Origin of the sequence: Saccharothrix deserti (assembly GCF_009769385.1) — a bacterium.
Classification (GTDB): domain Bacteria; phylum Actinomycetota; class Actinomycetes; order Mycobacteriales; family Pseudonocardiaceae; genus Actinosynnema; species Actinosynnema deserti.
On the sequence record NZ_ML775961.1, the window covers coordinates 420,673 to 445,515 of the forward strand.

Sequence of the window (24,843 nt, forward strand, 5' to 3'; positions counted from 1 at the left end):
GCGCCAGAAGGAGAACGGATGCCGCCGCGGATCTCGGTCGTAATCCCCACCTACAACCGCGCCGAACTACTCCGCCGCACCCTCGACAGCCTCACCGACCAAACCCTCCCACCCGACGACTACGAGGTCGTGGTGGCCGACGACGGCTCCCACGACCACACCACCACCGTCGTACAGGCCTTCCAGAACCGCCTCCACCTGCACTACCACCACCAACCCGACCAAGGCCGCCGCGTCGCACACGCCCGCAACGCAGGCGCACGCCTCGCCACCGCACCGATCCTGGCGTTCCTCGACAGCGGCACCCTCGCCGGCCCCGACTTCACCCGAGCCCACACCCGGGCCCACACCGACACCGGCCACCCGGTCCTCAACCTCGGCTACACCCACGGCTACCGCCCCTGGGACCCCACACCCGGCCTCGCCGAAGCCATCGCCACCCACACCCCGACCAAAGTCCACCGACGCTTCAAGGACGACCCCGGCTTCCGCGACATCCGCCACCAACCACTGTCGGAAGTGGACTTCCAACCCGACCGGCTCGCGTTTCCCTGGCTGTACGCCTGGGGCCTCAACCTCTCCCTGCGCAAAACCGACTTCGACACCGCGGGCGGCTTCGACGAACGCTTCCTCGGCTGGGGCACCGAGGACATCGAACTCGGCTACCGCCTCCACAGACACGGCCTCGCGACCCACTTCGACCACGCCGCCTGGGCCGTCGAACCACCACACGACCGGGACACGGGGGAGATGCTCGCCAGCGCCAAACGCACCATGCGCCAATTCCTCGACCAGACCCACGAACCCGACGTCGAACTGCTCTGGGCCGCCCTGGAACGCGACGACCCGCTGATCGCCGAAGCCGAACACCGCACCCTGACCCGGTGGACCGAACACGCCAGGACCCTCGACGTACGAGCGGAGATCGAACACCACACCGCCGACGCCACCGGACCGGTGTGCGTCCTCGGTTGTGGCGACGAGATCCCGGACACCCTGCCCGAGGGCAGCGTCCTGATCGACTTCGACGCGGAACTCCTGGAGAAGGCCAACGGCGGACACGCGCGCCACCACGCGATCGGCCTGCAGATCCCGTTACCGGACAAGTCCGTGGAGAGGGTCGTCGTCACGTCACGGCTGAACGGCATGTGGCACAGCTGGGGCGACGTCATCACCGCCGAGGCCCGGCGAGTGGGCAGGGAAGTACCCAGGACACCCCCGAACCTCTTACTTAACATAATGTAGATTATCGGCGTTACAGACAGGCCGGTGATCAGGGGTCGAGGCGCGGACCGTCCACACAGGCCGCACACGTTGTTCCGCACACCGTCGCCAGTCCGTCGCGTCGTCCGCGCGCGGCTCACGGCAGCCATCGATGCAGACGACGGCGGGCGGTGCGGGCGCCGGGCCGACAGCCTTCGGCGGACGGGGTGGACTGGCGGCAGTGGCGGGCCACGTATCCCGCGACACACCACCGTAGAAACGTCACAGTGACGGATCATGGGTGGTGTCGGCGGATGTCGAGTCGACGCACGCGCCGCGTTCCCGGTCGATGTTGATCAACCCGGCAGTCGGAAGCTTTGAGGCCCTCGGCGGGTCACGTCGGGTTTCGACGGCATTCCAGGGCGCGTGACGCGACGAGTGCACGCGAATGTGCGTTCCGGAGGCCGAATCGGTCGACGGCAGGATGTCCGAGAGGGGCATCCCCCGGTCGGGGCTCGAACCCCTTCCGGATCGCCTTTTGATGGATAATGGCGATTATCCATCAAAAACCCGGCGCGAGATCGGTTCGGATCATCCCTTACGCGCGGGATTCGGGAAGCAGTGCCGAGATCATGAACTCCCCCACGAACCGGGCGAACCGGGCCGACGACCAGCCGCGCCGCAGCACCAGCAACTCGTAGAGCTCGACCGAGCTGCACGTCCACAGGATGTCGGTGGCTTCGTCCGTCGTGACGCCCTCGCGCAGGTAGCCCCGCTCCCCCAGGAAGACGGCGTGGTGGCGCATGCGGATGAGCCGCTCGTCGTCGCTGTCGGCGAGCAGCGTGGCCATCTCGGGGTCGGTGATGGCGGCGGAGCGGATGAGGAGCCGGATCGGTGTGACCACGGAGGCCACTTCCGCGGTCAGCGCCCCCCACTCGCGCATGATCGTCTCGGGGTCGGTCTGCTCGGCGCGCATGCGGTCGGACCGCTCGTAGGCGGGGATGGGACCGCGGCCGGTCAGGCCTCGTTCGTACAGTGCGCGGACCAGGCCTGTCTTGCCGCCGAAGGTCTTGTAGACGGTTTCGACGGACACGCCGGCCTCGGACGCGATCGCGGCGATCGTGGTGGGTCCGTAGCCGTCGGCGAGGAACAGGCGCTCGGCGGCGTCGAGCACGGCTTCGCGGTTGCGGCGTGCCTGTTCCTGTCGTCCTGTGGAGTTGTAGCGGCGTCTGCCCTTGACGCGGTCCATATTTCGTTCCATGCTTCTGTATTGGTTACAGGTAACTGTACTGGACGGCCGGGAGGCCGTGATGAGCGGTCACGATGTCGTGGAGCGGGTGCTGGGCGCGCTGAACGCCCACGACTTGAACGGTCTGGTGGCGTGCTTCGCCGACGACTACGTCAACGAGACGCCCGTCCATCCGCGGCGGGGTTTCGTGGGTAGTGCGCAGGTGCGCCGGAACTGGTCTCGGATCTTCGCCGGAGTTCCCGACATCCGGGCACGTGTCCCCCGCTTGGCCGTGGACGGCCGCGCGGTGTGGACCGAGTGGGAGATGTCCGGCACGCGCACCGATGGTGCCGCGTTCCTGATGCGCGGCGTGGTGGTCTTCACCGTCGCGGACGACACGATCGCGTCGGCGCGGTTCTTCCTCGAGCCGGTCGAGGAGCTCAGCGGCGACGTCGATGCGGCTACACACCGCCTGGTGGACGAGGGGTCCGCGCGTGGCGGGAAGGATTCGTCATGATTCTGGTCGTGGGAGCCACCGGGCTGCTCGGTGGGCTCATCGCGCGGATGCTGCTGGACGGTCACCGGCCGGTGCGCATTCTGGTGCGTGAGGGTTCGCCGTTCGAGGAGTTGGTCCTGGCCGGTGCGGAGCCGGTGTTCGGTGATGTGAAGGATCGTGCTTCGCTGCGCGCGGCTTGCAGGGGTGTCGACGCGGTCGTCACGACGGCGAACTCGTCGGCGCGGGGTGGTGCGGACACGGTCGAGTCGGTGGACCGGGTCGGGAACCGTGACCTGGTGGATGCGGCCGAGGCGGAGGGTGTGCGGCGTTTCGTGTTCGTGTCGGCGTTGGGTGCCGATCCGGGGCACCCGGTGCCGTTCCTGCGGGCGAAGGGCGAGACCGAGCGGCGTCTGCGGGACAGCGGGATGGTGTGGACGGTGTTGCGGCCGAACCTGTACATGGAGAAGTTGCCGGTGCTGGTGGTGGGCCTGCCTGCGTTGGCGGGTGAGCCGGTGACGCTGGTGGGTGAGGGCAGGCGGGTGCACACCCCGATCGCCGTGCGGGATGTCGCGGCGTTCGCCGTCGCGGCCTTGGAGCGCGATGAGTGCGCGACGTTGGTGCTCGGTGGTCCGCAGGCGGTGTCGTGGTGGGATGTCGTGGCCGCGTTCGCGCGTGAGCTGGGGCGGGATGTGCCGGTGCGGACGGTGCCGTTGGAGGAGTCGCTGCCGGGTATGCCGGGGTTCGTGGCCGAGGTGTTGCGGTCGTTGGAGACCTACGATTCGCCGTTGGATTCGTCCGCGTTGTACGCCGGGTACGGGGTTGTGGCGACGTCTTTGGCGGAGTTCGTGCACGGTTTCGTGGTGGGGAGTCGCCAGAGCGCGTCGTGATCTTGTCGGTGGTGTGCGGTAGGAAGATCGACATGCGTGTGCTTGCCGCTCAGGAGTCGTTCTTCCTCGCCCGTCGGCCGCGGAAGGATTCGCCGCACACCACGGCGGCCTACCGGCGTGATCTGGCGGGTATCACCGCTCTGTTGTCGGAGGTGACGGCCACTCCCCCGGATCGGTTGGAGATCTCGGATCTGACGGGTCGGAATCTGCGGGAGGCGTTCGGGGTGTTCGCGGATTCGCACGCGAAGTCGTCGGTGTTGCGGGCGTGGTCGACGTGGAACCAGTTCCTGACGTTCTGCGTGGCGGAGGATCTGGTGCCGGGTAATCCGATGGGTGCGGTGGCGCGGCCGAAGACGCCTCCGTTGGTGCCGAAGCCGTTGCGGGGTGAGGACACGCCGGAGCGGTTGTTGACGGCGGCTGCGGAGGGTGCGCGGAAGGGGCGTGATCCGTGGCCGGAGCGTGATGTGTTGGTGTTGGCGTTGGGGTTGGTGGCGGGGTTGCGGTCGGCGGAGATGCGGACGTTGACGTTGGCGTCGGTGGTGGGTCGGGCGGGTGAGCGCCGGTTGCACGTGGTGGGCAAGGGGAATCGGGATCGGTCGGTGCCGATCGAGCCGGCGATGGATCGGATCATCGAGCAGTACCTGGTGTCGTGTCGGCGGCGTTTTCCGCAGGCGCGGTTCGATCGGGGGTCGGCGTTGGTGCGGGATCGACATGGTGAGCCGATCGGGCGTGGTGGGTTGGAGTATCTGGTCCGGTCGTGTTTCCGGTGGGCGGGGTTGCACGACCGGGTGCCGTCGGGGGCGAATCTGCACGCGTTGCGGCACACGTTCGCGACGCGGTTGGCGGAGGACGGGGCGTCGGCGTCGGAGATCATGGCGTTGTTGGGGCATGCGTCGTTGGCGACGTCGCAGAACTACATCGAGGCGACGGCGCGGGAGCGGCGGGCGGCGGTGGCGGGCAATCGGACGTATGTTTCGTTGTCGGCGTTGCCTCATCGGGAGTAACGGCAGCCCTTTGTTACTCCTTTCGGGTGACTTGCGTGAGTGGATGTTCGCACAGGTGTACGCAGGTGTTATGAGGGCTGTGTGGCGGGGGTCTGTGTCGTTCGGGTTGGTGGTGTTCCCGGTGCGGTTGGTGGGGGCGACGCGGGATCACGGTTTCCGGTTCCACGAGGTGCACCGGGCCGATGGTGGTCGGTTGCGGCATCGGCGGGTGTGTTCGGTGTGCGGTGACGAGGTGGACCCGGAGGGGATGTGCAAGGGGTACGAGTTGCCGGACGGCCGGTTGGTGTTGTTGGAGGCGGAGGATTTCGAGGGGTTGGCCGGTCCGGTGGAGTCGACGATGGAGGTGGTGCAGTTCGCGGCGGCGGACGAGGTGGATCCGATTTTGTTCGGCCGGTCGTATTTCGTGGAGCCGGAGCGGGTGGCGGTGCCGTCGTATGCGGTGTTGCGTGATGTGTTGACGCGGTCTTCGCGGGTGGCGGTGGTGCGGATGGGGTTGCGGCGCCGTGATGTGTTGGGGGTGTTGCGGCCTCGGGGTGGCGTGTTGGTGTTGCACACGTTGTTGTGGCCGGACGAGGTGCGGGAGCCGGATTTCGATCTGGTGGATGTGGACGTGGGTCCGGGTGCGGCGGAGGTCCGGCTGGCGGAGTCGTTGGTGGATTCGATGACGGCGCGGTTCGATCCGTCGGTGTTCTCGGACGGGTATCGGGAGGCGTTGGGGGCGTTGATCGAGGCGCGGGCGGCGGGTGAGGGGATTCCGGCGAGTCGGGCGCCGGACGAGACCGGTGGCGGTGAGCATCTGCTGGATGCGTTGCGGCGGAGTCTGGAGCGGGTGCGGTCCGGGCGGATCCGGCGGGAGGAGTAGTGGGCGCTGCCCCGGTGTGGGCGGCGCGGCCCGGTTGTTAGACCGTTCGGGTGACGTGCTGGTGCGGATCGTGGTGTTCGCGGGTAGTCACGTGGCATGAGGTCCGTGTGGCGTGGCGCGATCTCCTTCGGGTTGGTGACGATCGGTGTCCGGTTGTACACGGCCACGGAGGAGCACGACTTCCGGTTCAACCAGGTGCACCGGGAGGACGGTGGGCGCATCCGGTACAAGCGGGTGTGTCAGGTGTGCGGCGAGGAGGTCGCCTACGCCGACATCGCGAAGGGGTACGAGCTGGACGACGGTCGGGTCGTGGTGTTGGACACCGAGGATTTCGACAAGTTGCCGATCAACACCGATCACGCGATCGACGTGTTGGAGTTCGTACCGGTCGAGGAAGTGGATCCGATCTATTTCCAGAAGACTTATTACCTGGAGCCGGACAAGGCGGCTACGCGTCCGTACGTGCTTCTTCGGACCGCTTTGGAGCGCAGTGGGCAGCTCGCGGTGGTGAAGATCACGATTCGTCAGCGGGAGACGTTGGCGATGTTGCGTGCGCGGGAGGACTTGTTGGTGATGCACACGATGTTGTGGCCGGACGAGGTGCGGAAGGCGGATTTCGAGTTCCTGGAGTCGGATGTGGATGTCCGGCCGCAGGAGTTGAAGATGGCGTCGTCGTTGGTGGAGAGCATGGCGGGGTCGTTCGATCCGGGTGATTTCACCGATGACTACACCGAGGCGATGCAGAAGGTGATCGAGGCGAAGGCGGAGGGTGCGGAGTTGCCGGAGCGGCCCGAGGAGGAGGCCGGTGAGGTGATCGACCTGATGACGGCGTTGGAGCGGAGTGTGGAGCAGGCGAAGTCGGCGCGGGGTGGGCGGCCGGCGGCGCGGAAGGCTCCGTCGCGGAAGCCCGCGGCGAAGAAGGCCGCCTCCTCGGACGGGTCGTCGTCGCGGAAGGCTCCGGCGAAGAAGAAGGCGAAGCCCGCCTGAGGCGTGGCGGCGCGGGATGGGTGGGGACCTTTCGGAGTACCGGCGTAAGAGGGTTCCGGGGCGGACGCCGGAGCCTGTGCCCGCCGGTGACGTGGTGTTGCCGCATGGTGGGGACGACACGTTCGTGATCCAGGAGCACCACGCGTCGCGGCTGCATTGGGATGTGCGGTTGGAGCGGGGCGGGGTGTTGGTGTCGTGGGCGGTGCCGAAGGGGTTGCCGCCCGAGCCGGGGACGATCCGGTTGGCGGTGCGCACCGAGGATCACCCGTTGGAGTACGCGTCGTTTTCGGGGGTGATCCCGAAGGGTGAGTACGGCGCGGGCGAGATGGTGATCTGGGACCGGGGCCGGTACGAGACGGTGAAGTGGTCCGACCGCGAGGTCGACGTGGTGTTGCACGGCTCGCGGGTGGAGGGTGAGTTCGTGTTCTTCCGCCGTGATCCGGCCGGTGGGGCGGGCTCGGCGGGTGGGAAGGACTGGATGGTGCGGCGGCGGCACGAGGCGGTGCGGCCGGACTGGGTGCCGTTGCCGGAGTCGGTGGCGCCGATGTTGGCGACGGCGGCGCGGGAGTTGCCGAGGCCCGCGTCGCGGTTCGCGTTCGAGTTCAAGTGGGACGGTGTGCGCGCGGTGGCCCGGGTGGAGGGCGGCCGGGTGCGGTTGACGAGCCGGTTGGGCAACGACGTCACGGCCACGTATCCGGAGTTGCAGGGTCTGGGTGCGCAGTTGGGTGCGACGCAGGTGTTGTTGGACGGCGAGATCGTGGCGTTGTCGGGTGGGCGGCCGAGTTTCGGGGCGTTGCAGGAGCGGATGCACGCGTCGGCGGCGCAGGCTCGGCGGTTGGTGGCGCGGACGCCGGTGACGTACCTGGTGTTCGACGTGTTGCACCTGGACGGCTCCCCCACGCTGGATCTGCCGTATTCGCGGCGGCGTGAGCTGTTGGAGGGGCTGGGGTTGCAGGGGGCTCACTGGTTGACGCCGAAGGCGTTCCCGGGTCAGGGGGCGGCGGTGTTGGCGGCGAGTCGTGAGCAGGGGCTGGAGGGGGTGGTGGCGAAGCGGCTGGATTCGCGGTACGTGCCGGGTCAGCGGTCGCCGCACTGGGTGAAGGTCACGGCGGTGATGACGCAGGAGGTGGTGATCGGCGGGTGGCGGCCGGGGGTGGGCAAGCGCGCAGGTCTGGTGGGTGCGCTGCTGCTCGGTATCCCCGATCCGGACGGCCCGGACGGTGCGCTGGTGTTCGCGGGGTCGGTGGGGACGGGGTTCGACCAGGCGGAGTTGGGGCGGTTGACGGCGCGGTTGCGGTCGTTGGAGGTGAAGCGGTCGCCGTTCGTGTCGGAGGTGCCCCGGGAGCGGGCGCGGGGTGCGCGGTGGGTGCGTCCGGAGTTGGTGGGCGAGGTGGCGCACCGGCAGTGGACGGCGGACGGGCGGATGCGGTTCCCGACGTGGCGGGGGTTGCGGCCGGACAAGGCGCCCGGGGAGGTGCGGCGTCTTGACGGCTGAGGCGTGGGTGAAGGTGGAGGGGCGTCGGTTGAAGCTGACGAACCTGGACAAGGTGCTGTACCCGGAGGTGGGGTTCACCAAGGCCGAGGTGATCGACTACTACACGCGGATCGCGCCGGTGTTGTTGCCGCACCTGAAGGATCGGCCGACGACGTTGCGGCGGTACCCGAACGGGGTGGACGGGGCGTCGTTCTTCGAGAAGAACGCGCCGTCGCACGCGCCGGAGTGGGTGCGGACGGTGAGGTTGGAGACGCCGGGGTCGTCGCGGGGTGCGGATTTCGCGGATTTCGTGGTGGTGGACGGCCTGGCGACGCTGGTGTGGTTGGCGAACCTGGCGGCGTTGGAGTTGCACGTGCCGCAGTGGACGGTGGGGGCGCGGGGTGGTCGCCGCTCCCCCGATCTGGTGGTGTTCGACTTCGATCCGGGGCCGCCGGCGACGGTGGTGGAGTGCTGTCGGGTGGCGTGCCGGGTGCGGGAGGCGTTGGAGGGCGACGGGTTGGCGCCGTTGGTGAAGACGAGCGGGTCGAAGGGGTTGCAGGTGTACGCGCCGGTGCGGGTGTCGGCGGCGGAGCGGACGTCGGAGTACGCGAGGGGTGTGGCGCAGCGGTTGGCGGCGGAGACGCCGGACGAGGTGGTGTGGCGGATGACGAAGGCGCAGCGCACGGGGAAGGTGCTGATCGACTGGTCGCAGAACAACCCGGCGAAGACGACGGTGGCGCCGTATTCGTTGCGGGCGCGGGCGCGTCCGTCGGTGTCGACGCCGGTGACGTGGGACGAGGTGGAGGCGTGCCGGGTGCCGCAGGACCTGCTGTTCCTGGCGGATGACGTGCGGGAGCGCGTCGAGGCCGACGGTGACCTGTTCGCGGTGGGAAAGCCGGTGCCTCTCCCCCGCTGACCGCCCTGTCCCGGCCTGTCGGTCTGCGGGAGGGGTCGGTCGTGGGGTTGTCGAAGGACGGGATCCGGGCCGTGCACGCGGGCGAGGCGCGCCCGACCCCGGTCCTCCCCTGATCCGGTCGGCGTCGGGGAAACCGGTTTCCACCGTCTCGGTGGGCGTCGTATTCTGGCCGACTGCCTATCGAGGGGATGATCATGCGTCGTCAGGCGAGTACGCACGAGGAGATCAAGGCGTTCTGGGTGGACGAGGCGCCCGTGTTGAACTCGACGGTGCACCTGGCCGAGTACGACCCGGCGTGGCCGGGGCTGTTCGCGCGGGAGGCGGCGCGGGTCCGGTCGCTGTTGGGTGACGTGGTGGTGGGGCTGGAGCACGTGGGGTCGACCTCGGTGCCCGGGTTGGCGGCGAAACCGATCATCGACATGCTGCTGGTGGTGGCCGATCCGGCGGACGAGGCGTCGTACGTGGCGCCGTTGGAGGCGGCCGGGTACCGGTTGGTGATCCGGGAGCCGGAGTGGCACGAGCACCGGGCGCTCAAGGGTCCGGACACGAACATCAACCTGCACGTGCACCCGCCGGGCAGTCCGGAGATCGCGCGGATGGTGGCGTTCCGGGACCGGTTGCGTGCCGACGACGCCGATCGGGAGCTGTACGAGCGGACCAAGCGGGAGTTGGCGGCGCGGACCTGGACCTACATCCAGGAGTACGCCGACGCCAAGAACGCGGTGGTGGACGACATCATGGGCCGCGCCTGATCCCGGCGCGCCGAAGGGGCGCGCCGGCGCGGGCGGGTCGGGGAGGGTTCGCGGGTGAGGTTCGGGGTGTCGGGTCCGATGCCGGTGCGGCGCGCGGACGGGACCGTGGTGCCGGTGGGCGGGCCCCGGTTACGGGCGGTGCTCGCGGTGGACGCGGGCCGGGTGGTGGCGTCGACCGGTTGAGCGTGGACAACCGGTGTCAGTGGCGGGGTGGGAAGTCGCGGAGCCGGTCGACGAGGAACGCGGGGTCGTCCAGCCACGGGAAGTGGCCGCCGCCGGGCTGTTCGACGTACCGGGCACCGGGGATCAGGTCGGCCAGTCCGCGCACCAGGTGTGGTGGGGACACGGGGTCGGCGTCGGCCGCGTAGACCAGGACGGGGATGTCGAGGTCGGCGAGCGCGCGGCGGGTGTGGCCGGGGCTGAACGCGCCGTCGGCGGTGTAGCCGGTCTGGGCTTCGGGGGACGCCTCGGTGGTTTCGGCGGCGGCGTGCGCGCGGGCCCGGTCGTCCCAGCGGCCGTAGAACAGGGGTGCGGCGGCGAGCCGGTTCACGGGGGTGTCGTCGCCGTCGCTCCACGCCTTCAGGGCGGCGGCGGCCTCCGGGTACCACGGCTGGTGGGCGTGGGCGGCGACGTGGTCGGCCCAGTCGGCTTCGGTGGGGGCGGTGCCGATCGCGCGCAGCGAGGGGGTGAGCAGCACGAGCGAGGCGAGCCGGTCGGGGTGTTGTTCGGCGTAGGCCATGGCGATGCCCGCGCCGGCGGAGTGGCCGAGCAGGTCGACGCGGTCCAGGCCGAGGTGGGCGCGCAGGGCGTCGACGTCGGCGGCGAGCCGGTCGCGCCGGTAGCTCGCGGGGTCGGCGGGGGTGTCGGAGTCGCCGGTGCCGCGGTTGTCGAGCAGCAGCAGGGTGCGGTGGCGGTGCAGGCCGCCGAGGTCGCCGAGGTAGGCGGAGGCCCGGCCGGGGCCTCCCGGCACGCACAGCAGCGGCGGGCCGTCGCCGGTCTCGTGGTAGGCCAGGGTGGTGCCGTCGTGGGCGGTGAAGCGGTGCATGGTGGTCATCTTCTCCCGCGGTGGTGTCTCCTAGGCTGGCGGCATGCCGAGAATCGCCACTGCCGACACCGTGTCCCGCGACGAGTTGGTCGCCTTCCTCCGGCCCCGCCACCGGGCACTGCTGATCACCACGCGCGCGGACGGGCGTCCGCAGGTGTCGCCGGTGTCGTGCGGGGTGGACGACGGGGGCCGGATCGTGGTGTCGACCTATCCGGGGCGGGCGAAGTCCCGCAACGCGCGCCGGGACGAACGGGTGACGGTGTGCGTGCTGTCCGACGACTGGGACGGCCCCTACGTGCAGGTCGACGGCCGGGCGGAGGTGCTGGACCTGCCGGAGGCCCTGGAGCCGCTGGTGGAGTACTACCGGTGCATCGCCGGTGAGCACCCGGACTGGGACGAGTACCGCGACGCGATGCGCCGCCAGGGCAAGTCCCTGATCCGCGTGACGATCGACCGCTGGGGCCCGATCGCGACCGGCGGCTTCCCACCCGAACTCGCCGACTGACCCTCCCCCACGTCCCCTCGGCGTGCCGCTGCACTGCCGCTGGTCCGTCGCACAGGGCCGTGCCCGTGATGCTTCGCAGGGGTCCCCGCCGAGGGGACCCCTGCTGTGATCCTGCCGGCGGGGGCCGACAATCGTGGGGCGCCGGGAGGCTGCCTGTGGACAACTGCCGGGGACGGCGCCGGGCCGTCAGGCGGGTGTGCGGCCGGCGCACCAGGTGCCGCCCCAGCCGGGTGGGTTCTCCAGCAGGGCGAACACGTTGCCGGCGGGGTCGGCGACGGCGGCGACGACACCGGTGGGGACCTGTTTCGGGCCGACGAGGACGGTTCCGCCGAGTCCGGTGGCGTCGGCGGCGGACCGGGTGGCGTCGGGGACGGCGAAGTAGCAGGTCCAGCCGCCTTCGGCGGTGAGGCGGCCGGCGACGGGGCGGCGGTCGTCGGCGAGGGCGGCGTCGTAGAGGGTGAAGTCGCCGCCGGGGTCGCGGACCTGCCAGCCGAGTTCGCCGGCCCAGTAGTCGTCGGTGCCGGCGTCGCCCATGAGTTCGACCCAGCAGGGTTCGCCGGTGCGGGGTTCGGGCGCCCAGGGGCCGTGCAGGACGCGTCCCCGGTCGACGGCGGCGCCGCGGTCGAGGTCGCGGGGTTCGCGGCCGGCGAAGACGACGCGCCAGCCGGGGTCTCCGGGGTGGACGCGGGTGGCGAGGCGGTCGCCGACCCAGCCGGTGAACGAGCCGTCGGGTTCGGCGATGATCACCCAGCCGAGGAGTCGGGCGTAGAACTCGGCGACGGGTTCGGGGTGGGTGGTGCTCAGCTCGACGCGGCGGACACCGCGCGCGGGGCTGTCGGGGGTACCGGGCACGGCGGTGTTTCCCATCGGGGGGTGGGGCGGCGGAGACCACGATCACGGGACGACGATCACGGGATCAGGATCGGGCCCCATCCTCCGCACCGGCCATGCGTGACGACAATGCTCCGTTCGGCGGCAGCGGTTGCGCCGAAAGGACCTGTCCCAGCGGAACGGGCCTGCCGAGGTGGAATCCCTGGCCGACGCGGACGCCCAGGCGCATGAGGGCGTCGACCTGGGCGGGGCGTTCGACCCATTCGGCCACGGCGGACAGGCCGAGGCCCCGGGCGATCTGCACGATGCCGGCGACGAGGACGGCGTCGGTGGAGCGTTCGTCGATGCTGCGGACGAACTCGCCGTCGATCTTGATGCCGGTGATGGGCAGGTGTTTGAGGTGGACGAACGAGCCGAACCCGGAGCCGAAGTCGTCCAGGGTGATGCGGCAGCCGAAGCCGCGCAGTTGCAGGGCCAGGGCGCGGGCGGCGTCGAGGTTGGTGACGGCGGCGGTCTCGGTGATCTCCAGGCCCAGGCGCCCCGGTGCGACACCGGCGGTGGCGAGCCGGTCCAGGACGAACCCGCCGAAGTCCTCGTCCTCCAGGGTCCGGCCGGAGACGTTGACGTTGAACCGGAGCTCGGGGTCGGGGTGGCGCACGAGGGCGTCGATGGCGGTGGACAGCACCCAGCGGTCGATGTCGAGGACGAGGTCGGAGCGTTCGGCCTCGGGCAGGAACTCGGCGGGCCCCAGGTAGGGCTCCTGGCCGTCCTCCAGGCGCAGCAGCAGTTCGTGCCCGAGGGTCTTGCCGGTGGCCAGTCGCACCATGGGCATGGCGTGCAGGGCGAGACCGCCGTTGTCGAGCGCGGCGCGGAGCCGGTCGAGCACGGAGACCCGTTTGGCGGTGTCGGCGTAGTGGCCGGGTTCGTAGACGGTGACGCGGTTGCGGCCCGCGGCCTTGGAGGCGTAGAGGGCGAGGTCGGCGTTGGCCAGGACCAGTTCCCACGTGTCGCCGGGCCCGTACTCGGCGACACCGGTGGAGACGGTGACGCGTCCGGTGGCGCCGACGAGCGGCAACGCGGCTACGGCATCCCGAAGGCCTTCGGCGATGCGCGCCGCCTCGGCCAGGGCGGTGCCGGGCAGCACCACGGCGAACTCGTCGCCGCCCAGGCGGCCGATCAGCTGCCCCGGGGCGAGACGGGACCGCAGCGCGGCGGCGAGGGCTTTCATGAGGCGGTCGCCGACGGCGTGCCCGCGCAGGTCGTTGACGTCCTTGAAGTTGTCCAGGTCCAGCAGCAGCATCGTGCCCGGCCCGCCCGTGGCCAGCTGTCGTTCCAGTTCACGGGTCACGGCGCGCCGGTTGGCCAGCCCGGTGAGGGGGTCCTGTTCGGCCAGGGCGAGCAGTTCGTCGTGGACGCGGCGGGCCTGGGTGATGTCGTGCGCGGTGCCCAGCACCCGCACCGGTGCGCCGTCGTCGCCGACGGCGATCTCGCCGAAGCACTCGAACCAGCGTTCGGTGCGGCGGTCGCCGAGCGTCATGCGGTGCGTGTAGGAGAACCCGGCGCCCGACCGCATGGCCTCCTGCAGGGTGGCCTGGATCATGGGCAGGTCGTCGGGGTGGACGAGTTCGGCGTAGCGGTCGAAGTCGAGCTCGGTGTCGGGCGGGAACCCGAACATCTTCAGCAGCGTGTCGGACCAGACGACGCGGTCCTCGGCGATGTGCCACTCCCACGTGCCCATCCGGCCCAGCACCTGGGCACGGCGCAACGCGTCGGCCTCGTGGGTGGCCTCCAACTCCCGGTCACGCCACGCGGTGACGTCCACCACCCGGTACAGCAGCTCCCCCGTCGACGGCTCCCCGGTCGACCCGAACGGCTGGCAGGTGACCTCGAGCCAGCGGTGGCCCTTGCGGTAGGCGCTGGGGGTGAGCAGCGCGAGTCCCGGACGCGGCCGGTCGGGCGCGCCGGGCAGCAGCGCGGGCAGCGACCGGCCGACCACGTGCTCCACGCCGACGCCGAGGATCTCCGCCAGCGCCGGGTTCACCCACGCCAGCGTGCCCTTCGCGTCCGTCACACCGAAACCGACGTCGGCCCGGTCGAGCACCTCCCGGTGCAACGCGCCGTTGCCGTCCACGCGTCCCTCCTCGCCCACCCGCGCGTCATGATGGTCGAGATCACACGAAGGGGGCAAGCCGACACGATTCAGCGCAACCGCTCCAGACCCCGCGCGGTGTCGACCAGCTCCCCCGCCAACCTCCGCAACTCCGCACGCGCCGCGCCGTCCTCCGCCGCGGTCGCCACGTCCTCCGCGGCGCACCGCAGCTGGAACAGCCGGTCCTGGAGATCGGCCAACTCCCCCGCCGACAGCACCACGGCGTCCTCCGGCAGCCCGCCGCGCTGCACCGCCGCACGCCGCTCGTAGGCGCGCTGACGACACGGCTGCGCGCAGTACCGGCGCGGCCTCCCGATCCGTCCGCTGTCGGGCAGACGGCGTCCGCACCAGGCGCAGTGCCTGGCTTCCTCACGGCGCGCCGCGACGGCCTCGGTCACCAACTCCATGGCCCGCGACGGTATCCGGCTACCCGCCGGTCACCCCCGCGCCACGCCGCCAGGGCAGACTCCGGGTGTGACCGCGAACCACCCGTACCTGTCCGGACCGCACCCCCGGGCGTTCGCCCACCGGGGCTGGCACCTCGCCGAACTGGCGGGGATGGAGAACTCGCTGGCCGCGTTCCGCCGCGCCGCCCAGGAGGGGTTCCGGTACCTGGAGACCGACGTGCACGCCACCTCCGACGGTGTCGTCGTCGTGCACCACGACGACGTGCTGGACCGCACCACCGACGGCACGGGCCCGGTCGCGACCCAGCCCTGGTCGGCGGTGCGGCGCGCGAACGTCGGCGGCCGGGAACCGATCACCCGCCTGGAGGACCTGCTCGAGGACCTGCCCGACGCGCTGGTCAACATCGACGTCAAGGCCGACTCGGCGGTCGTGCCGGTGCTGGACGTCCTGCGCCGCACGAACGCGCTGCACCGCGTGTGCCTGGCGTCGTTCTCCGAGAAACGCCTGGCCCGACTGCGCCGCCTCGGCGGACCCGACCTGCTCACGTCGATGGGACCCCGGTCGGCGGGCGCGCTGTGGGCCGCGGGCCGGGTGCCGCTGGTCGGGCTGCCGGTGCGGGGCATGGTGGCGCAGGTGCCGGTCAACCAGGGCCGGCTCGTCGTGGTCGACGACCGGTTCGTGCGGGCCGCGCACCGCCGCGGCCTGGAGGTCCACGTGTGGACCATCGACGACGAGACCGCGATGCGCCGACTGCTCGACCTCGGCGTCGACGGCCTGGTCACCGACCGTCCCGACCGGCTGCGCGACGTGCTCATCGCCCGCGAGGCCTGGGCGGGCGGCTGACCGCGGCGGACACCACCCGCGGACACCACCGGCGAACGGTTGGCAACAGGTTGGCGGTGATCACCACGAACGAGTGGCGGGCGTTATACAGTCCGCCCCCATGAGCGTGGCCGACAGCACCGCACCCGCCGTGGACCGCAAGCGGGAACAGCGCGGGTGGACCTGGTACGACTGGGCGAACTCGGTGTTCCCCACCTCCGTGGTCACCGTGTTCCTCTCCGGCTACCTCACGGCCGTGGCGAAGGAAGCGGCCATCGCCGACACCGCCCGCAACGGCCCGGACGCCTGCGCCGACGGGTCGCTGCGGCAGTGCGACATCTCCCTGTTCGGCGCCTACTTCCCCGCCGGGTCCCTGTGGGGCTACCTGCTGTCCATCGCCACCGTCGTGCAGGTCGTCGTGCTGCCGGTCATGGGCGCCATCGCCGACCGCACCCAGAACAAGCGCCGCATGCTCGGCGGCCTGGCGTTCACCGGCTCAGCCGCCACCATCGCCCTGGCCACCGTCGCCGGCGACAACTGGCACCTCGGCGTCGGCCTGTTCATCCTCGGCAACATCTGCTACGGCGCGTCCGTCGTCGTGTACTACGCGTTCCTGCCCGAGATCGCCGAACCCGACGAACGCGACGCCGTCTCCTCCCGCGGCTGGGCGTTCGGCTACCTCGGCGGCGGCGTGGCGCTGGCGGTGCAGCTGGCCCTGTTCATCGGCCACGACGCCGTCGGGTTGAGCGAGGGCGCCGCGGTCCGGGTCGGGTTCGTGCTGTCGGGCCTGTGGTGGGCCGGGTTCACCCTCATCCCGCTCGCCCGGCTCAAGCGGCACCAGGCGCCCCACGGCACCGAGTCCGGCGCGTCGGTCGTCACCGCCGGGTTCGCCGAACTGCGCCAGACGATCAAGCAGGCCCGGCTGTTCCCGCTCACGCTGGCGTTCCTGGGCACCTACCTCATCTACACCGACGGCATCGCCACCGTCGCCAACGTCTCCGCCCAGTACGGCCGCGACGAGCTCAAACTCGACGAGACGGTGCTGATCACCACCATCCTGATCGTGCAGTTCGTCGCGTTCTTCGGCGGCATGCTGCACGGACGCCTCGCCAGGTCGTGGGGCGCCAAGCGCACCATCATGGTCAGCCTGTGCGTGTGGATCGTGGTCATCGCCGCGGCGTTCTTCGTGCAGGCCGGGCAGCAGACCCAGTTCTACGCCCTCGCCGCCGGCATCGGCCTGGTGCTGGGCGGCACCAACGCGCTGTCGCGGTCGCTGTTCAGCCAGATGATCCCGCCCGGCCGCGAGGCCCAGTACTTCTCCCTCTACGAGGTCGGCGAGCGCTCCACCTCGTGGCTCGGGCCGCTGGTGTTCGCCGGCGTCGGGCAGGCCACCGGGTCGTTCCGGCTGGCGATCATCTCGCTGGTGGTCTTCTTCGTCGTCGGGTTCGTGCTGATGATCTTCGTGCCGGTCCGCAAGGCCATCGCCGCCTCCGGCAACCCGGTGCCCGCCAAGGTGTGAGTCCTACCGGCCGGTCGCCGTCGGGACGCGGGCCCTCCACGGCCGGAACGCGACCACGACGGCGGCGGCGATCAGCCACGCCACCAGCATCGTCACCATCGACAGCTCGAGCGTGGACAGCACCGACACCACGCCCGCCAGGAGCCCGACCGGCGCCGTCGCCCACCACCGCCGCGGCACCGGCGGGGCCTCCCGGTGGAACCCCAGCAGCACCGCCGCCGCGGTCGCCCACACCGGCAGCTGCCACAGCACCGTCAGCCACGGCAGGAACCCCAGCTCCAGCGCCGCCACCACCGGCACGAGACCCGCCACGCCCAGCAGCCCGGCGGCGACCCGGCCGACGGCGCGACGCCCCGACACCAGCGCCGCGAACGCCGCGAACGCCACCACCGTCAGCGGGTCGGACCACCAGCGCTGCTGCTCCCCGGGGGACCAGGCCGAGAAGGCCGGCGTGGTCGACAGGGCCGACAGCGCGGACACCGTCCACGACTGGGCACCCGCCACCAGCTGCGCGAGCAGACCCGTCAACGCCGCCAACCGCACCACGGCCCCCGCCGGGCGGCGCGCGCCGAACCGCACCCGCACCGCCAACCCCAGCGTCGCGCCCGCCTCTCCCCAGCCGGGCCACCCGTACTCCAGGTCCAGCTCGTCGGTGCGGTCGGCGAGGAAGGTGTCCACCATCTCCTCCTCCCGCTCCCCCCGGTACCAGCCCGGCAGCACCCGCAGCAGAGCCCGGTAGCGGCGCTCCAGGTTCGACCTCCCGGGGTTCGGGCTCACAGGGTTCGGGCTCACAGCGCCCCCCTCGCCCGCAGCACCGACGACGCGGCGCGCACGTTCGCCGACAGCCGCGCCACCTCCGCCGACAACGCCCGCACCCCCGCGTCGGTCAACCGGTAGTAGCGCCGCAACCGGCCCTGGTGCACCTCCTCGCGCTCCCGCTCGGCCAGGCCCTCCGCGACCAGCCGGTCCAGCACCCCGTAGAGCGTGCCCACCCGCAGCACCATCCGCCCCTCCGACAACCCCTCGACCGCACGCACGATCGCGTACCCGTGCAACGGCTCCTCCGCCAACGCGGTGAGCACCAGGAACGCCTGCTCCGACATACCTCTCACACCGCAGGTTATATCGCGAAGCGGTACATCTCGGCAATAAATCTGGATACTGGATGTCCAGGATCCGGCTAGGGTGGTGATCATGAAGATGGCCGAGGGCGTCGAATGGGCCCTGCACTGCTGCCTCGACCTCGCCTGGGCGGGCGACACCCCCGTCCCCGCCGCCCGCCTCGCCGCACACCACGGCCTGCCCCCGGCCTACCTCACCAAACAACTCCAGGCCCTCGGCCGCGCCGGCATCGTCCGCTCCACCCCCGGCCCCCGCGGCGGCTACCTCCTCGACCGCCCCCCGCACGCCGTCACCCTCATGGACGTCGTCACCGCCGTCGAAGGCCCCGACCCCGCGTTCCGCTGCACCGAGATCCGCCCCGACGGCCCCCACACCACCCGCTGCGCCATCGACACCGCCATGCACCGCGCCGAACTCGCCCGACGCCGCGAACTCGCCGCCCGCACCCTCGCCGACCTCGACGCCGACGTCCGCCGCGCCGACCCCGACGCCCCCGACCACACCCGGGCCCGACTCACCTGAACACCGGGCACCCCCGACCAGGGAAGGACACCGACCGTGCCGCACACCCTCTCCAACCCCGACGACCTGCACGACCCCACCGGCTACGGCTACAGCCACCTCGCCGCCACCACCGGCGACCTCGTGTTCGTCGCCGGCCAGTACGGCTCCGACCACGACGGCCACGTCGTCTCCGACGACTTCGCCGCCCAGGTCGACCGGGCCTTCGCCAACCTCGGCGTCGCCCTGCGCGCCGCCGGCCTCGACTACCGCCACGTCGCACGCCTGGGCACCTACGTCGTCGACCACGACGCCGACCGGCTGACCGTGCTCCTGGACCGCATCACCCGCATCTGGGGCGACACGCCACCCGCCCAGACCCTCCTCGGCGTCGCCACCCTCGCCCTGCCCGGCATGCTGTTCGAGGTCGACGCCGTCGCCGCCCGCTGACCCGGCGCCCACCGGCGGCGCGCCACGGTTCGGTTCGGTGCGGTGCGGTCGTGCCGGCGGTACCGCACCGCCGTGGTCGACGCCGACGGCAGGACCGGGAACGCGACCACCCCGCGCACGGGTGTCCCCTCCGGTGGACCACCGCACGGAGGAGGCACCGGCACCCGCACCCATATCGCCCATTAGGGTGGCCCGCCGTGGAACCGATCACTCCCGCCCAGGACCCGACCGACGCGCTGTCCTCCGTGCCCGCCTCCGGCGCCGGCCGCGGTCCGGCGCCCACCGGGCGACTCCGGTTCTTCTTCGGCCCCATGGACTGCGGCAAGTCCACCCTCGCCCTGCAGATCGACCACAACCAGGCCCGCCAGGGCCGCCGCGGGCTCCTGCTCGTCCGCCACGACCGCTCCGGCACGCCCACCATCTCCAGCCGCATGGGCCTGGCCCGCAACGCCCTCGAAGTCCACGAGGACATGGACCTCTGCACCGTCGTGCGCGACCACTGGGCCCGCGGCGCCCGCGTCGACTACCTGATCGTCGACGAGGCCCAGTTCCTCTCCGCCGAGCAGGTCGACCAGCTCGCCGAACTCGCCGACGACGCCCATCTCGAGGTCTACTGCTTCGGTCTGGCCACCGACTTCCGCAGCACCCTGTTCCCCGGCTCCCAGCGCCTGTTCGAACTCGCCGACGAGCTCAACGCCATCCAGGTCGAGGTCCTCTGCTGGTGCGGCCGCCCCGGCCGGTTCAACGCCCGCGTCCACGACGGCGACGTCGTCCGCGCGGGCGACACCGTCCTCGTCGCCGACACGGTCCTCGTCGCCGACACCGCGCCGGACACCGTCGAAGTCCGCTACCAGGTGCTGTGCCGCACCCACTACCGCACCGGCGACCTCGGCCCCCACACCGTCAAGGGCCACCAGCTCAGCCTCACCTGACCCCGCACACCGACGCGCCACCGCCGCACCCGCGTGGACGACGCCCGCCCCGTCGTCCCACAATGGGCAAACCTTGTTGCCGGAACCGGGACGCGATCATGAGCGACGCAGTGGGCCGAACGACCGACGACCCGACGGACGACCCGACGGACGACCCGACGGACGACGTGCTCGGCAAGGTCGGCGAACGACTCCGCCACATCCGCACCAGCCGGGGCGCGACCCTCGCCGACCTCGCCGCCGCCACCGGCATCTCCAAGAGCACCCTCTCGCGCCTGGAGTCCGGCCAACGCCGTCCCAGCCTCGAACTGCTCCTGCCCATCGCCCGCGCCCACCGCGTCCCCCTGGACGAGCTGGTCGGCGCACCGCCCGTCGGCGACCCCCGTGTCCGCCCGGTGCCCATCCGCCGCCACGGCATGACGATCCTGCCGCTCACCCAGCAGCCCGGCGGCCTGCAGGCCTACAAGATGATCATCGCGTCGCGCGGCGAGCCCGATCCGCGGACCCACACCGGCTACGAGTGGCTCTACGTCCTGTCCGGGCGGCTGCGCCTGATCCTCGCCGACCACGACGTCGTCCTGGGCCCCGGTGAGGCCGCCGAGTTCGACACCCGCCTGCCCCACTGGTTCGGCCCGGCCGGCGACGACCCGGTGGAGATCCTCAGCCTCTTCGGCAAGCAGGGCGAGCAGATCCACATGCGCACCCGCCGCAAGACCTGATCCCGTCCGACCCGCCACACTGTGCCCATGACAGGCATGCCCAGGGCAGGCAGGCGCAGCGCCGGGATCCTGCTCCACCGCGTGGTCGACGGCGAACCCCAGGTCCTCCTCGGCCACATGGGCGGCCCGTTCTGGGCCCGCAAGGACGACGGCGCGTGGTCCATCCCCAAAGGCGAACCCGACGGCGACGAGGACCCCGTGGCCACGGCGCGGCGCGAGTTCACCGAGGAGCTCGGCCTGCCCGTGCCCGACGGCGACCTCGTGCCCCTCGGCGAGGTCCGCCAGTCCGGCGGCAAGGTCGTCCAGGCCTGGGCGCTGGCCGGCGATCTCGACCCCGATCAGGTGGTTCCGGGCACGTTCACCCTCGAATGGCCACGCGGCTCCGGCCGGTTCCGGGAGTATCCCGAGGTCGACCGCGTCGCCTGGTTTCCCCTGGTCGAAGCGCGGTTGAAAGTGGTGAAAGCCCAACGGGAACTGCTCGACAGACTGACCGAGAAGGTTGCTTTTTAGGCAGCACTGAGATCATCGAGTACATAAAGCATCCGACTGGACGTTTGGGTGCGGTCCGGACGGGTGATTTCATCCTCATGCCCGCCACCGAACACAACCGTGCCGCCACCGAGCGTGGCGGCCGGGTCGAAAACCCTCGAAATGACTTTGCGTGACCGAAACCATGACGGACGTCACTGCCGCTGCGTTAAACCCGCCGTAACGTCGCCCTACGTGGTCGGTCTAAGCTGTCGCAGCCGCACGACTTCTCCCGGGACTGCTCCATTCGTGTGATGGTGTAGCCCGGTAGCTTGATAACGCGTCACGAACCGGCCGCGATTGCATCCCTTAGGAGGAAGCCTTCGTTGACGGGTGAAAGACGTCACTGTGGGCGACGATGACCGTGAAGCCGGGAACGAACGGAGCAGTCCGATCGTTGCACTCGGTGAGCAACAAGCCTGGGCCCCGGCCCTGAGCCGAGCGAAAGGACACCGCCATGGCCGACCGCGTTCTACGGGGTAGCCGGCTCGGAGCAGTCAGCTACGAGACCGACCGCAATCACGACCTCGCCCCGCGCCGGTCGGTGCGGTACGCCTGCCCCAAGGGCCACGACTTCGAGGTCCCGTTCTCCGACGACGCCGAGATCCCCCACACCTGGGAGTGCCGCCTCCACGGCCAGGTGTCGAAGATCATCGACGGCGCCGTGCCCGAGGAGAAGAAGATCAAGCCGCCGCGCACGCACTGGGACATGCTCCTGGAGCGGCGCACGATCCCGGAGCTCGAAGAGCTGCTGGACGAGCGGTTGGAAGAGCTGAAGGGGCGGCGCACCCGCACCGCCTGACCGTTGTGACATGCGTGAGGGCCCGCCGGAACAGTTCCGGCGGGCCCTCACGCATGTGTGCCGCGGTCAGCGGTTGCTGGGCGTCTTCGCCTTCGGGGCGAACAGGTCGCGCAACTGGGTCGCGCGTCGCCGCACGCCCCACTTCGTGACCCGCCACAGCGCTTCGCGCACGATGTTGCTGCTCATCTTCGACTCGCCGATCTCACGCTCCGTGAACGTGATCGGCACCTCCACGACGCGGTAGCCGAGTTCGATGGTGCGCCACGCCAGGTCGATCTGGAAGCAGTAGCCCTGCGACGCGACCGTGTCCAGCTTGAGCCGCTCCAGCACCTCGGCGCGGAACGCGCGGAACCCGCCGGTGATGTCCTTGACCTTCGCGCCGAGCGCGACCTGCGAGTACACGTTCCCGCCGCGGGAGATCAACTCCCGGTACTTCGGCCAGTTCACCGTGCTGCCGCCGGGCACGTACCGCGAGCCCAGCACCAGGTCCGCGTCGCGCAGCGCGTCGAGCAGGCGCGGCAGGTCCTCGGGGGCGTGGGAGCCGTCCGCGTCCATCTCCACGACCACCGCGTACCCGCGCTCCAGCGCCCACCGGAAGCCCGCCACGTAGGCCGCGCCCAGTCCCGCCTTCTCCGTGCGGTGCAGCACGTGGACCCGGTCGTCCGCGGCGGCCATCTCGTCGGCGAGCCGTCCCGTCCCGTCCGGGCTGCCGTCGTCGACCACGAGGGCGTGCACCTTCGGCAGCGCCGTGTGCAGCCGCTTCACGATCTTCCCGATGTTGTCCCGCTCGTTGTAGGTCGGGATCACCACCAGCACCGGCCCGAGCTCGCGGTCAGGCTGCGCCTGCTGGTCCGCCATCCGTTTCCTCCTCGCCGACACCCGCACCAGGGGTCGGACGCGTTCGTCGTCGTGTCACTGTCAAGCCGATCGCCACGGCCAAGAGGCCCAGAGCGGTCATCACCCACTCGGGCCATGCGCCGAGCCGGGTGGCCAGCGTAGCCTCCCCCCGCAGCGGCACCGTCGCCACCAACGCGTCGGGCGTGAACATCCCGGTCCGCCGGGTGACCGAGCCGTCCGGCTGCACGATGGCGCTGACGCCGCTCGTGGCCGCGACCACCACGGATTTGCCGTGTTCGACGGCGCGGACCCGGGACATGGCCAGCTGCTGGTAGGTCATCTCGGTGTAGCCGAACGTGGCGTTGTTGGTGGGGATCGCGATCAGGTTCGCGCCCGCGGTGATCGAGTCGCGCACCACGCCGTCGAACGCCACCTCGTAGCAGGTGTCGATCGCCACTTTCGCGTCGCCCATGGTGAAGCCCTCCGGGTCGGTGCCCGGCTGGAAGGTGCCCGCGCGGTCCACGGTCTTGGTGAAGATCCGGAAGAACGAGCGGTAGGGCATGGTCTCGCCGAAGGGCTGCAGTTGCCGCTTGGTGTAGGTGTCGGTGGCGCCGACGCCCGGTTCGTAGAGCACGACGGTGTTGCGGGGCAGCCCGTCGCCGGGGTCGATCACGACCGCGCCGACGGCGATGGGCGCGTTGATCGCCTCGGTGGCCCGTTGGATCTGCGCGGCGGCGTCGACGTTGCGGAAGGGGTCGATGTCGGAGGAGTTCTCCGGCCAGATCACCAGGTCGGGTTGTTCGGCGCGGCCGGCTTTCACGTCGTCGGCGAGTTGGAGGGTGCGTGTGACGTGGTTGTCGAGCACGGCGCGGCGCTGGGCGTTGAAGTCCAGGCCGGCGCGCGGCACGTTGCCCTGGATCGCCGCGACGGTCGCCGCACCCTGGTCGGGGTCGGTGTGCACGAGCGCGGTCGCCCCGAGGCCCGCGGCCAGCGGCAGCACGACGGCGGCCGCGCCGAGCTTCCAGTGGCGTTTCCGGTCGCGCACCAGGTGGGCGGCGCCGAGGCCGGTCAGCGCGACGGCGAACCCGATCAGGGGCGCCCCGCCGATCGAGGCCAGCGGCAGGTACCAGCCCTCGGGCTGCCCGAACGCGATCTTGCCCCAGGGGAACCCGCCGAACGGCACCACGGCGCGCAGCGCCTCGTCGGCGACCCACACCAGCGCCATCCACAGCGGCGCGCCCGGCAGCCGTGACACGACCGCCATCGCGGCCGTGCCGACGGCGATCAGCAGGGCGCACAGCAGCGCCAGCGGCAGCCACGCGATGAGGCCGACGAACTCGCCGGTCCACCGCAGCAGCGGCGCCATGAACGCCAGCCCCCACACCAGCCCGAGCCCGAACCCGGCCCGCGCCCGCCGCCCGTACAGCAGCACACCGAGCACCGCGAACCCCACGGGCGCCAACCACCACACCGTGCGCGGGGGGAAGCTGAGGAACACCGCCACACCGCCCGCGGCCGCCGACAGCACCCTCAGCGACGTGCCGCGCACGTCCCGGCGACGACGGACGGGGGGCATGTCGGCGACGGGCTGGTCCGACGTCACGGGGGGAGCGACCACCGGATCAGCCTACGAGCCCCCGGTCACGAACCCGCAGCCAGGCCGCGCGCCTCACACAACGCACGCCGGTCGCCCTCCGCGCACGCGGTGTCACCGTCGCCCGGCCGGGTACCGCTGACGACGTGCCCGCAGCGCCGTGCCCGCTCGCGACGGATTCTTGTCGACGCGATCCGGGCCAGGAGGTGGGGGTGTTCCGCCGACGCGGTGACACCCGTTCAGGGGACGGAAGGACGTGTCGGGTGGGTC

At 71.1% G+C, this 24,843-nt stretch carries 28 protein-coding genes; 19 read left to right on the forward strand and 9 right to left on the reverse strand.

Annotation, left to right across the window (positions count from 1 at the left end; all coding sequences use genetic code 11):
• Window positions 1-18 precede the first annotated feature (18 nt).
• Window positions 19-1,245, forward strand: a complete 1,227-nt coding sequence (locus tag FM051_RS06730; protein ID WP_158841715.1) for a glycosyltransferase — start codon at window positions 19-21, stop codon at window positions 1,243-1,245.
• Window positions 1,246-1,801: 556 nt separating this feature from the next.
• Here FM051_RS06730 and FM051_RS53040 read toward each other — a convergent pair.
• Window positions 1,802-2,452, reverse strand: coding sequence for a TetR/AcrR family transcriptional regulator (locus tag FM051_RS53040; RefSeq protein WP_202918708.1), 651 nt, complete (start codon window positions 2,450-2,452; stop codon window positions 1,802-1,804).
• A gap of 61 nt (window positions 2,453-2,513) precedes the next feature.
• Here FM051_RS53040 and FM051_RS06740 point away from each other — a divergent pair, with 61 nt between their 5' ends.
• From FM051_RS06740 to FM051_RS53045, 9 genes are all read left to right on the forward strand, one after another.
• Window positions 2,514-2,948: a nuclear transport factor 2 family protein gene (locus FM051_RS06740; RefSeq protein WP_158841719.1), complete on the forward strand. Its 435-nt coding sequence runs from the start codon at window positions 2,514-2,516 to the stop codon at window positions 2,946-2,948.
• Window positions 2,945-3,814, forward strand: a complete 870-nt coding sequence (locus FM051_RS06745) for an SDR family oxidoreductase (protein WP_158841721.1) — start codon at window positions 2,945-2,947, stop codon at window positions 3,812-3,814. Before FM051_RS06740 ends, FM051_RS06745 begins: the two co-directional genes overlap by 4 nt.
• Before the next feature lie 32 nt (window positions 3,815-3,846).
• Window positions 3,847-4,818, forward strand: coding sequence for a tyrosine-type recombinase/integrase (locus tag FM051_RS06750; protein WP_158841723.1), 972 nt, complete (start codon window positions 3,847-3,849; stop codon window positions 4,816-4,818).
• Between the two features lie 70 nt (window positions 4,819-4,888).
• Window positions 4,889-5,680, forward strand: a complete 792-nt coding sequence (gene ku / locus FM051_RS06755) for a non-homologous end joining protein Ku (protein WP_158841725.1) — start codon at window positions 4,889-4,891, stop codon at window positions 5,678-5,680.
• Window positions 5,681-5,776: 96 nt separating this feature from the next.
• Window positions 5,777-6,667, forward strand: coding sequence for a non-homologous end joining protein Ku (gene ku, locus FM051_RS06760; protein ID WP_158841727.1), 891 nt, complete (start codon window positions 5,777-5,779; stop codon window positions 6,665-6,667).
• Between the two features lie 16 nt (window positions 6,668-6,683).
• Window positions 6,684-8,162, forward strand: a complete 1,479-nt coding sequence (ligD, locus tag FM051_RS06765) for a non-homologous end-joining DNA ligase (RefSeq protein ID WP_158841729.1) — start codon at window positions 6,684-6,686, stop codon at window positions 8,160-8,162.
• Entirely contained in the window at window positions 8,152-9,057 is a 906-nt protein-coding gene (ligD, locus tag FM051_RS06770) for a non-homologous end-joining DNA ligase (RefSeq protein ID WP_158841731.1), read from the forward strand. Before ligD (FM051_RS06765) ends, ligD (FM051_RS06770) begins: the two co-directional genes overlap by 11 nt.
• 194 nt (window positions 9,058-9,251) lie before the next feature.
• Window positions 9,252-9,809, forward strand: coding sequence for a GrpB family protein (locus FM051_RS06775; protein WP_338019460.1), 558 nt, complete (start codon window positions 9,252-9,254; stop codon window positions 9,807-9,809).
• A 54-nt stretch (window positions 9,810-9,863) separates the two neighbouring features.
• Entirely contained in the window at window positions 9,864-9,992 is a 129-nt protein-coding gene (locus tag FM051_RS53045; protein ID WP_274383496.1) for a hypothetical protein, read from the forward strand.
• Window positions 9,993-10,008: 16 nt separating this feature from the next.
• On the opposite strand, the gene FM051_RS06780 is transcribed toward FM051_RS53045, so the two are convergent.
• On the reverse strand, window positions 10,009-10,863 hold the full coding sequence (locus FM051_RS06780; RefSeq protein WP_202918709.1) for an alpha/beta fold hydrolase: 855 nt from the start codon (window positions 10,861-10,863) through the stop codon (window positions 10,009-10,011).
• A 34-nt stretch (window positions 10,864-10,897) separates the two neighbouring features.
• Here FM051_RS06780 and FM051_RS06785 point away from each other — a divergent pair, with 34 nt between their 5' ends.
• Window positions 10,898-11,359, forward strand: a complete 462-nt coding sequence (locus FM051_RS06785; RefSeq protein WP_158841735.1) for a PPOX class F420-dependent oxidoreductase — start codon at window positions 10,898-10,900, stop codon at window positions 11,357-11,359.
• A 186-nt stretch (window positions 11,360-11,545) separates the two neighbouring features.
• Here the strand turns inward: FM051_RS06785 and FM051_RS06790 are convergent, their stop codons facing one another.
• The 3 genes from FM051_RS06790 to FM051_RS06800 all read right to left on the reverse strand — a co-directional run bounded on the left by FM051_RS06790 (window position 11,546) and on the right by FM051_RS06800 (window position 14,746).
• A complete protein-coding gene (locus FM051_RS06790; protein WP_158841737.1) occupies window positions 11,546-12,226 on the reverse strand; it encodes a VOC family protein in 681 nt (226 codons plus the stop codon).
• 49 nt (window positions 12,227-12,275) lie between these two features.
• Complete coding sequence (locus FM051_RS06795; RefSeq protein ID WP_238412184.1) at window positions 12,276-14,321, reverse strand: putative bifunctional diguanylate cyclase/phosphodiesterase; 2,046 nt, start codon at window positions 14,319-14,321, stop codon at window positions 12,276-12,278.
• A gap of 68 nt (window positions 14,322-14,389) precedes the next feature.
• The gene (locus FM051_RS06800; protein WP_158841739.1) at window positions 14,390-14,746 is read right to left on the reverse strand and encodes a hypothetical protein; all 357 of its coding nucleotides are present in this window, start codon (window positions 14,744-14,746) and stop codon (window positions 14,390-14,392) included.
• Between the two features lie 67 nt (window positions 14,747-14,813).
• Between FM051_RS06800 and FM051_RS06805 the strand changes: the two genes are divergently transcribed.
• On the forward strand, window positions 14,814-15,590 hold the full coding sequence (locus tag FM051_RS06805; protein ID WP_158841741.1) for a glycerophosphodiester phosphodiesterase family protein: 777 nt from the start codon (window positions 14,814-14,816) through the stop codon (window positions 15,588-15,590).
• Between the two features lie 100 nt (window positions 15,591-15,690).
• Complete coding sequence (locus FM051_RS06810; RefSeq protein WP_158841743.1) at window positions 15,691-17,088, forward strand: MFS transporter; 1,398 nt, start codon at window positions 15,691-15,693, stop codon at window positions 17,086-17,088.
• A gap of 3 nt (window positions 17,089-17,091) precedes the next feature.
• Here FM051_RS06810 and FM051_RS06815 read toward each other — a convergent pair whose 3' ends face one another.
• Together FM051_RS06815 and FM051_RS06820 are read right to left on the reverse strand one after the other, a co-directional pair.
• Window positions 17,092-17,880: a hypothetical protein gene (locus tag FM051_RS06815; RefSeq protein ID WP_158841745.1), complete on the reverse strand. Its 789-nt coding sequence runs from the start codon at window positions 17,878-17,880 to the stop codon at window positions 17,092-17,094.
• A complete protein-coding gene (locus tag FM051_RS06820; protein ID WP_158841747.1) occupies window positions 17,877-18,191 on the reverse strand; it encodes a PadR family transcriptional regulator in 315 nt (104 codons plus the stop codon). The genes FM051_RS06815 and FM051_RS06820 overlap by 4 nt, the downstream gene beginning before the upstream one ends.
• Before the next feature lie 91 nt (window positions 18,192-18,282).
• On the opposite strand from FM051_RS06820, the gene FM051_RS06825 reads away from it, so the two are divergent.
• From FM051_RS06825 to FM051_RS06850, 6 genes are all read left to right on the forward strand, one after another.
• The gene (locus FM051_RS06825) at window positions 18,283-18,732 is read left to right on the forward strand and encodes an RrF2 family transcriptional regulator (RefSeq protein ID WP_202918711.1); all 450 of its coding nucleotides are present in this window, start codon (window positions 18,283-18,285) and stop codon (window positions 18,730-18,732) included.
• A gap of 36 nt (window positions 18,733-18,768) precedes the next feature.
• Window positions 18,769-19,161 (forward strand): RidA family protein, encoded by a 393-nt coding sequence (locus FM051_RS06830; protein WP_158841749.1) that lies wholly within the window; start codon window positions 18,769-18,771, stop codon window positions 19,159-19,161.
• A gap of 197 nt (window positions 19,162-19,358) precedes the next feature.
• Complete coding sequence (locus tag FM051_RS06835; RefSeq protein WP_158841751.1) at window positions 19,359-20,093, forward strand: thymidine kinase; 735 nt, start codon at window positions 19,359-19,361, stop codon at window positions 20,091-20,093.
• Window positions 20,094-20,191: 98 nt separating this feature from the next.
• A complete protein-coding gene (locus FM051_RS06840) occupies window positions 20,192-20,812 on the forward strand; it encodes a helix-turn-helix domain-containing protein (protein WP_158841753.1) in 621 nt (206 codons plus the stop codon).
• A gap of 36 nt (window positions 20,813-20,848) precedes the next feature.
• The gene (locus FM051_RS06845) at window positions 20,849-21,322 is read left to right on the forward strand and encodes an NUDIX hydrolase (RefSeq protein WP_158841914.1); all 474 of its coding nucleotides are present in this window, start codon (window positions 20,849-20,851) and stop codon (window positions 21,320-21,322) included.
• Window positions 21,323-21,797: 475 nt separating this feature from the next.
• The gene (locus FM051_RS06850) at window positions 21,798-22,142 is read left to right on the forward strand and encodes an RNA polymerase-binding protein RbpA (RefSeq protein WP_158841755.1); all 345 of its coding nucleotides are present in this window, start codon (window positions 21,798-21,800) and stop codon (window positions 22,140-22,142) included.
• A 66-nt stretch (window positions 22,143-22,208) separates the two neighbouring features.
• Here the strand turns inward: FM051_RS06850 and FM051_RS06855 are convergent, their stop codons facing one another.
• The gene (locus tag FM051_RS06855; RefSeq protein WP_158841757.1) at window positions 22,209-23,000 is read right to left on the reverse strand and encodes a polyprenol monophosphomannose synthase; all 792 of its coding nucleotides are present in this window, start codon (window positions 22,998-23,000) and stop codon (window positions 22,209-22,211) included.
• Window positions 22,975-24,597 (reverse strand): apolipoprotein N-acyltransferase, encoded by a 1,623-nt coding sequence (lnt, locus tag FM051_RS06860; protein WP_238412186.1) that lies wholly within the window; start codon window positions 24,595-24,597, stop codon window positions 22,975-22,977. The genes FM051_RS06855 and lnt overlap by 26 nt, the downstream gene beginning before the upstream one ends.
• Between the last annotated feature and the right edge of the window lie 246 nt (window positions 24,598-24,843).

What these genes read in the sequence shown, in the direction of transcription:
- FM051_RS06730 (WP_158841715.1), top strand. Translation starts at nt 19, where the DNA reads ATGCCGCCGCGGATCTCGGTCGTAATCCCCACCTACAACCGCGCCGAA.
- FM051_RS06840 (WP_158841753.1), top strand. Translation starts at nt 20,192, where the DNA reads ATGAGCGACGCAGTGGGCCGAACGACCGACGACCCGACGGACGACCCG.
- FM051_RS06790 (WP_158841737.1), bottom strand. Translation starts at nt 12,226, where the DNA reads ATGGGAAACACCGCCGTGCCCGGTACCCCCGACAGCCCCGCGCGCGGT.
- FM051_RS06845 (WP_158841914.1), top strand. Translation starts at nt 20,849, where the DNA reads ATGCCCAGGGCAGGCAGGCGCAGCGCCGGGATCCTGCTCCACCGCGTG.
- FM051_RS06855 (WP_158841757.1), bottom strand. Translation starts at nt 23,000, where the DNA reads ATGGCGGACCAGCAGGCGCAGCCTGACCGCGAGCTCGGGCCGGTGCTG.
- FM051_RS06780 (WP_202918709.1), bottom strand. Translation starts at nt 10,863, where the DNA reads ATGACCACCATGCACCGCTTCACCGCCCACGACGGCACCACCCTGGCC.
- FM051_RS06810 (WP_158841743.1), top strand. Translation starts at nt 15,691, where the DNA reads ATGAGCGTGGCCGACAGCACCGCACCCGCCGTGGACCGCAAGCGGGAA.
- FM051_RS06775 (WP_338019460.1), top strand. Translation starts at nt 9,252, where the DNA reads ATGCGTCGTCAGGCGAGTACGCACGAGGAGATCAAGGCGTTCTGGGTG.
- FM051_RS06745 (WP_158841721.1), top strand. Translation starts at nt 2,945, where the DNA reads ATGATTCTGGTCGTGGGAGCCACCGGGCTGCTCGGTGGGCTCATCGCG.
- FM051_RS06750 (WP_158841723.1), top strand. Translation starts at nt 3,847, where the DNA reads ATGCGTGTGCTTGCCGCTCAGGAGTCGTTCTTCCTCGCCCGTCGGCCG.
- ligD (WP_158841729.1), top strand. Translation starts at nt 6,684, where the DNA reads ATGGGTGGGGACCTTTCGGAGTACCGGCGTAAGAGGGTTCCGGGGCGG.
- FM051_RS06785 (WP_158841735.1), top strand. Translation starts at nt 10,898, where the DNA reads ATGCCGAGAATCGCCACTGCCGACACCGTGTCCCGCGACGAGTTGGTC.
- FM051_RS53040 (WP_202918708.1), bottom strand. Translation starts at nt 2,452, where the DNA reads ATGGACCGCGTCAAGGGCAGACGCCGCTACAACTCCACAGGACGACAG.
- FM051_RS06820 (WP_158841747.1), bottom strand. Translation starts at nt 18,191, where the DNA reads ATGTCGGAGCAGGCGTTCCTGGTGCTCACCGCGTTGGCGGAGGAGCCG.
- ku (WP_158841727.1), top strand. Translation starts at nt 5,777, where the DNA reads ATGAGGTCCGTGTGGCGTGGCGCGATCTCCTTCGGGTTGGTGACGATC.
- ku (WP_158841725.1), top strand. Translation starts at nt 4,889, where the DNA reads ATGAGGGCTGTGTGGCGGGGGTCTGTGTCGTTCGGGTTGGTGGTGTTC.
- FM051_RS06850 (WP_158841755.1), top strand. Translation starts at nt 21,798, where the DNA reads ATGGCCGACCGCGTTCTACGGGGTAGCCGGCTCGGAGCAGTCAGCTAC.
- FM051_RS06800 (WP_158841739.1), bottom strand. Translation starts at nt 14,746, where the DNA reads ATGGAGTTGGTGACCGAGGCCGTCGCGGCGCGCCGTGAGGAAGCCAGG.
- FM051_RS06825 (WP_202918711.1), top strand. Translation starts at nt 18,283, where the DNA reads ATGAAGATGGCCGAGGGCGTCGAATGGGCCCTGCACTGCTGCCTCGAC.
- FM051_RS06740 (WP_158841719.1), top strand. Translation starts at nt 2,514, where the DNA reads ATGAGCGGTCACGATGTCGTGGAGCGGGTGCTGGGCGCGCTGAACGCC.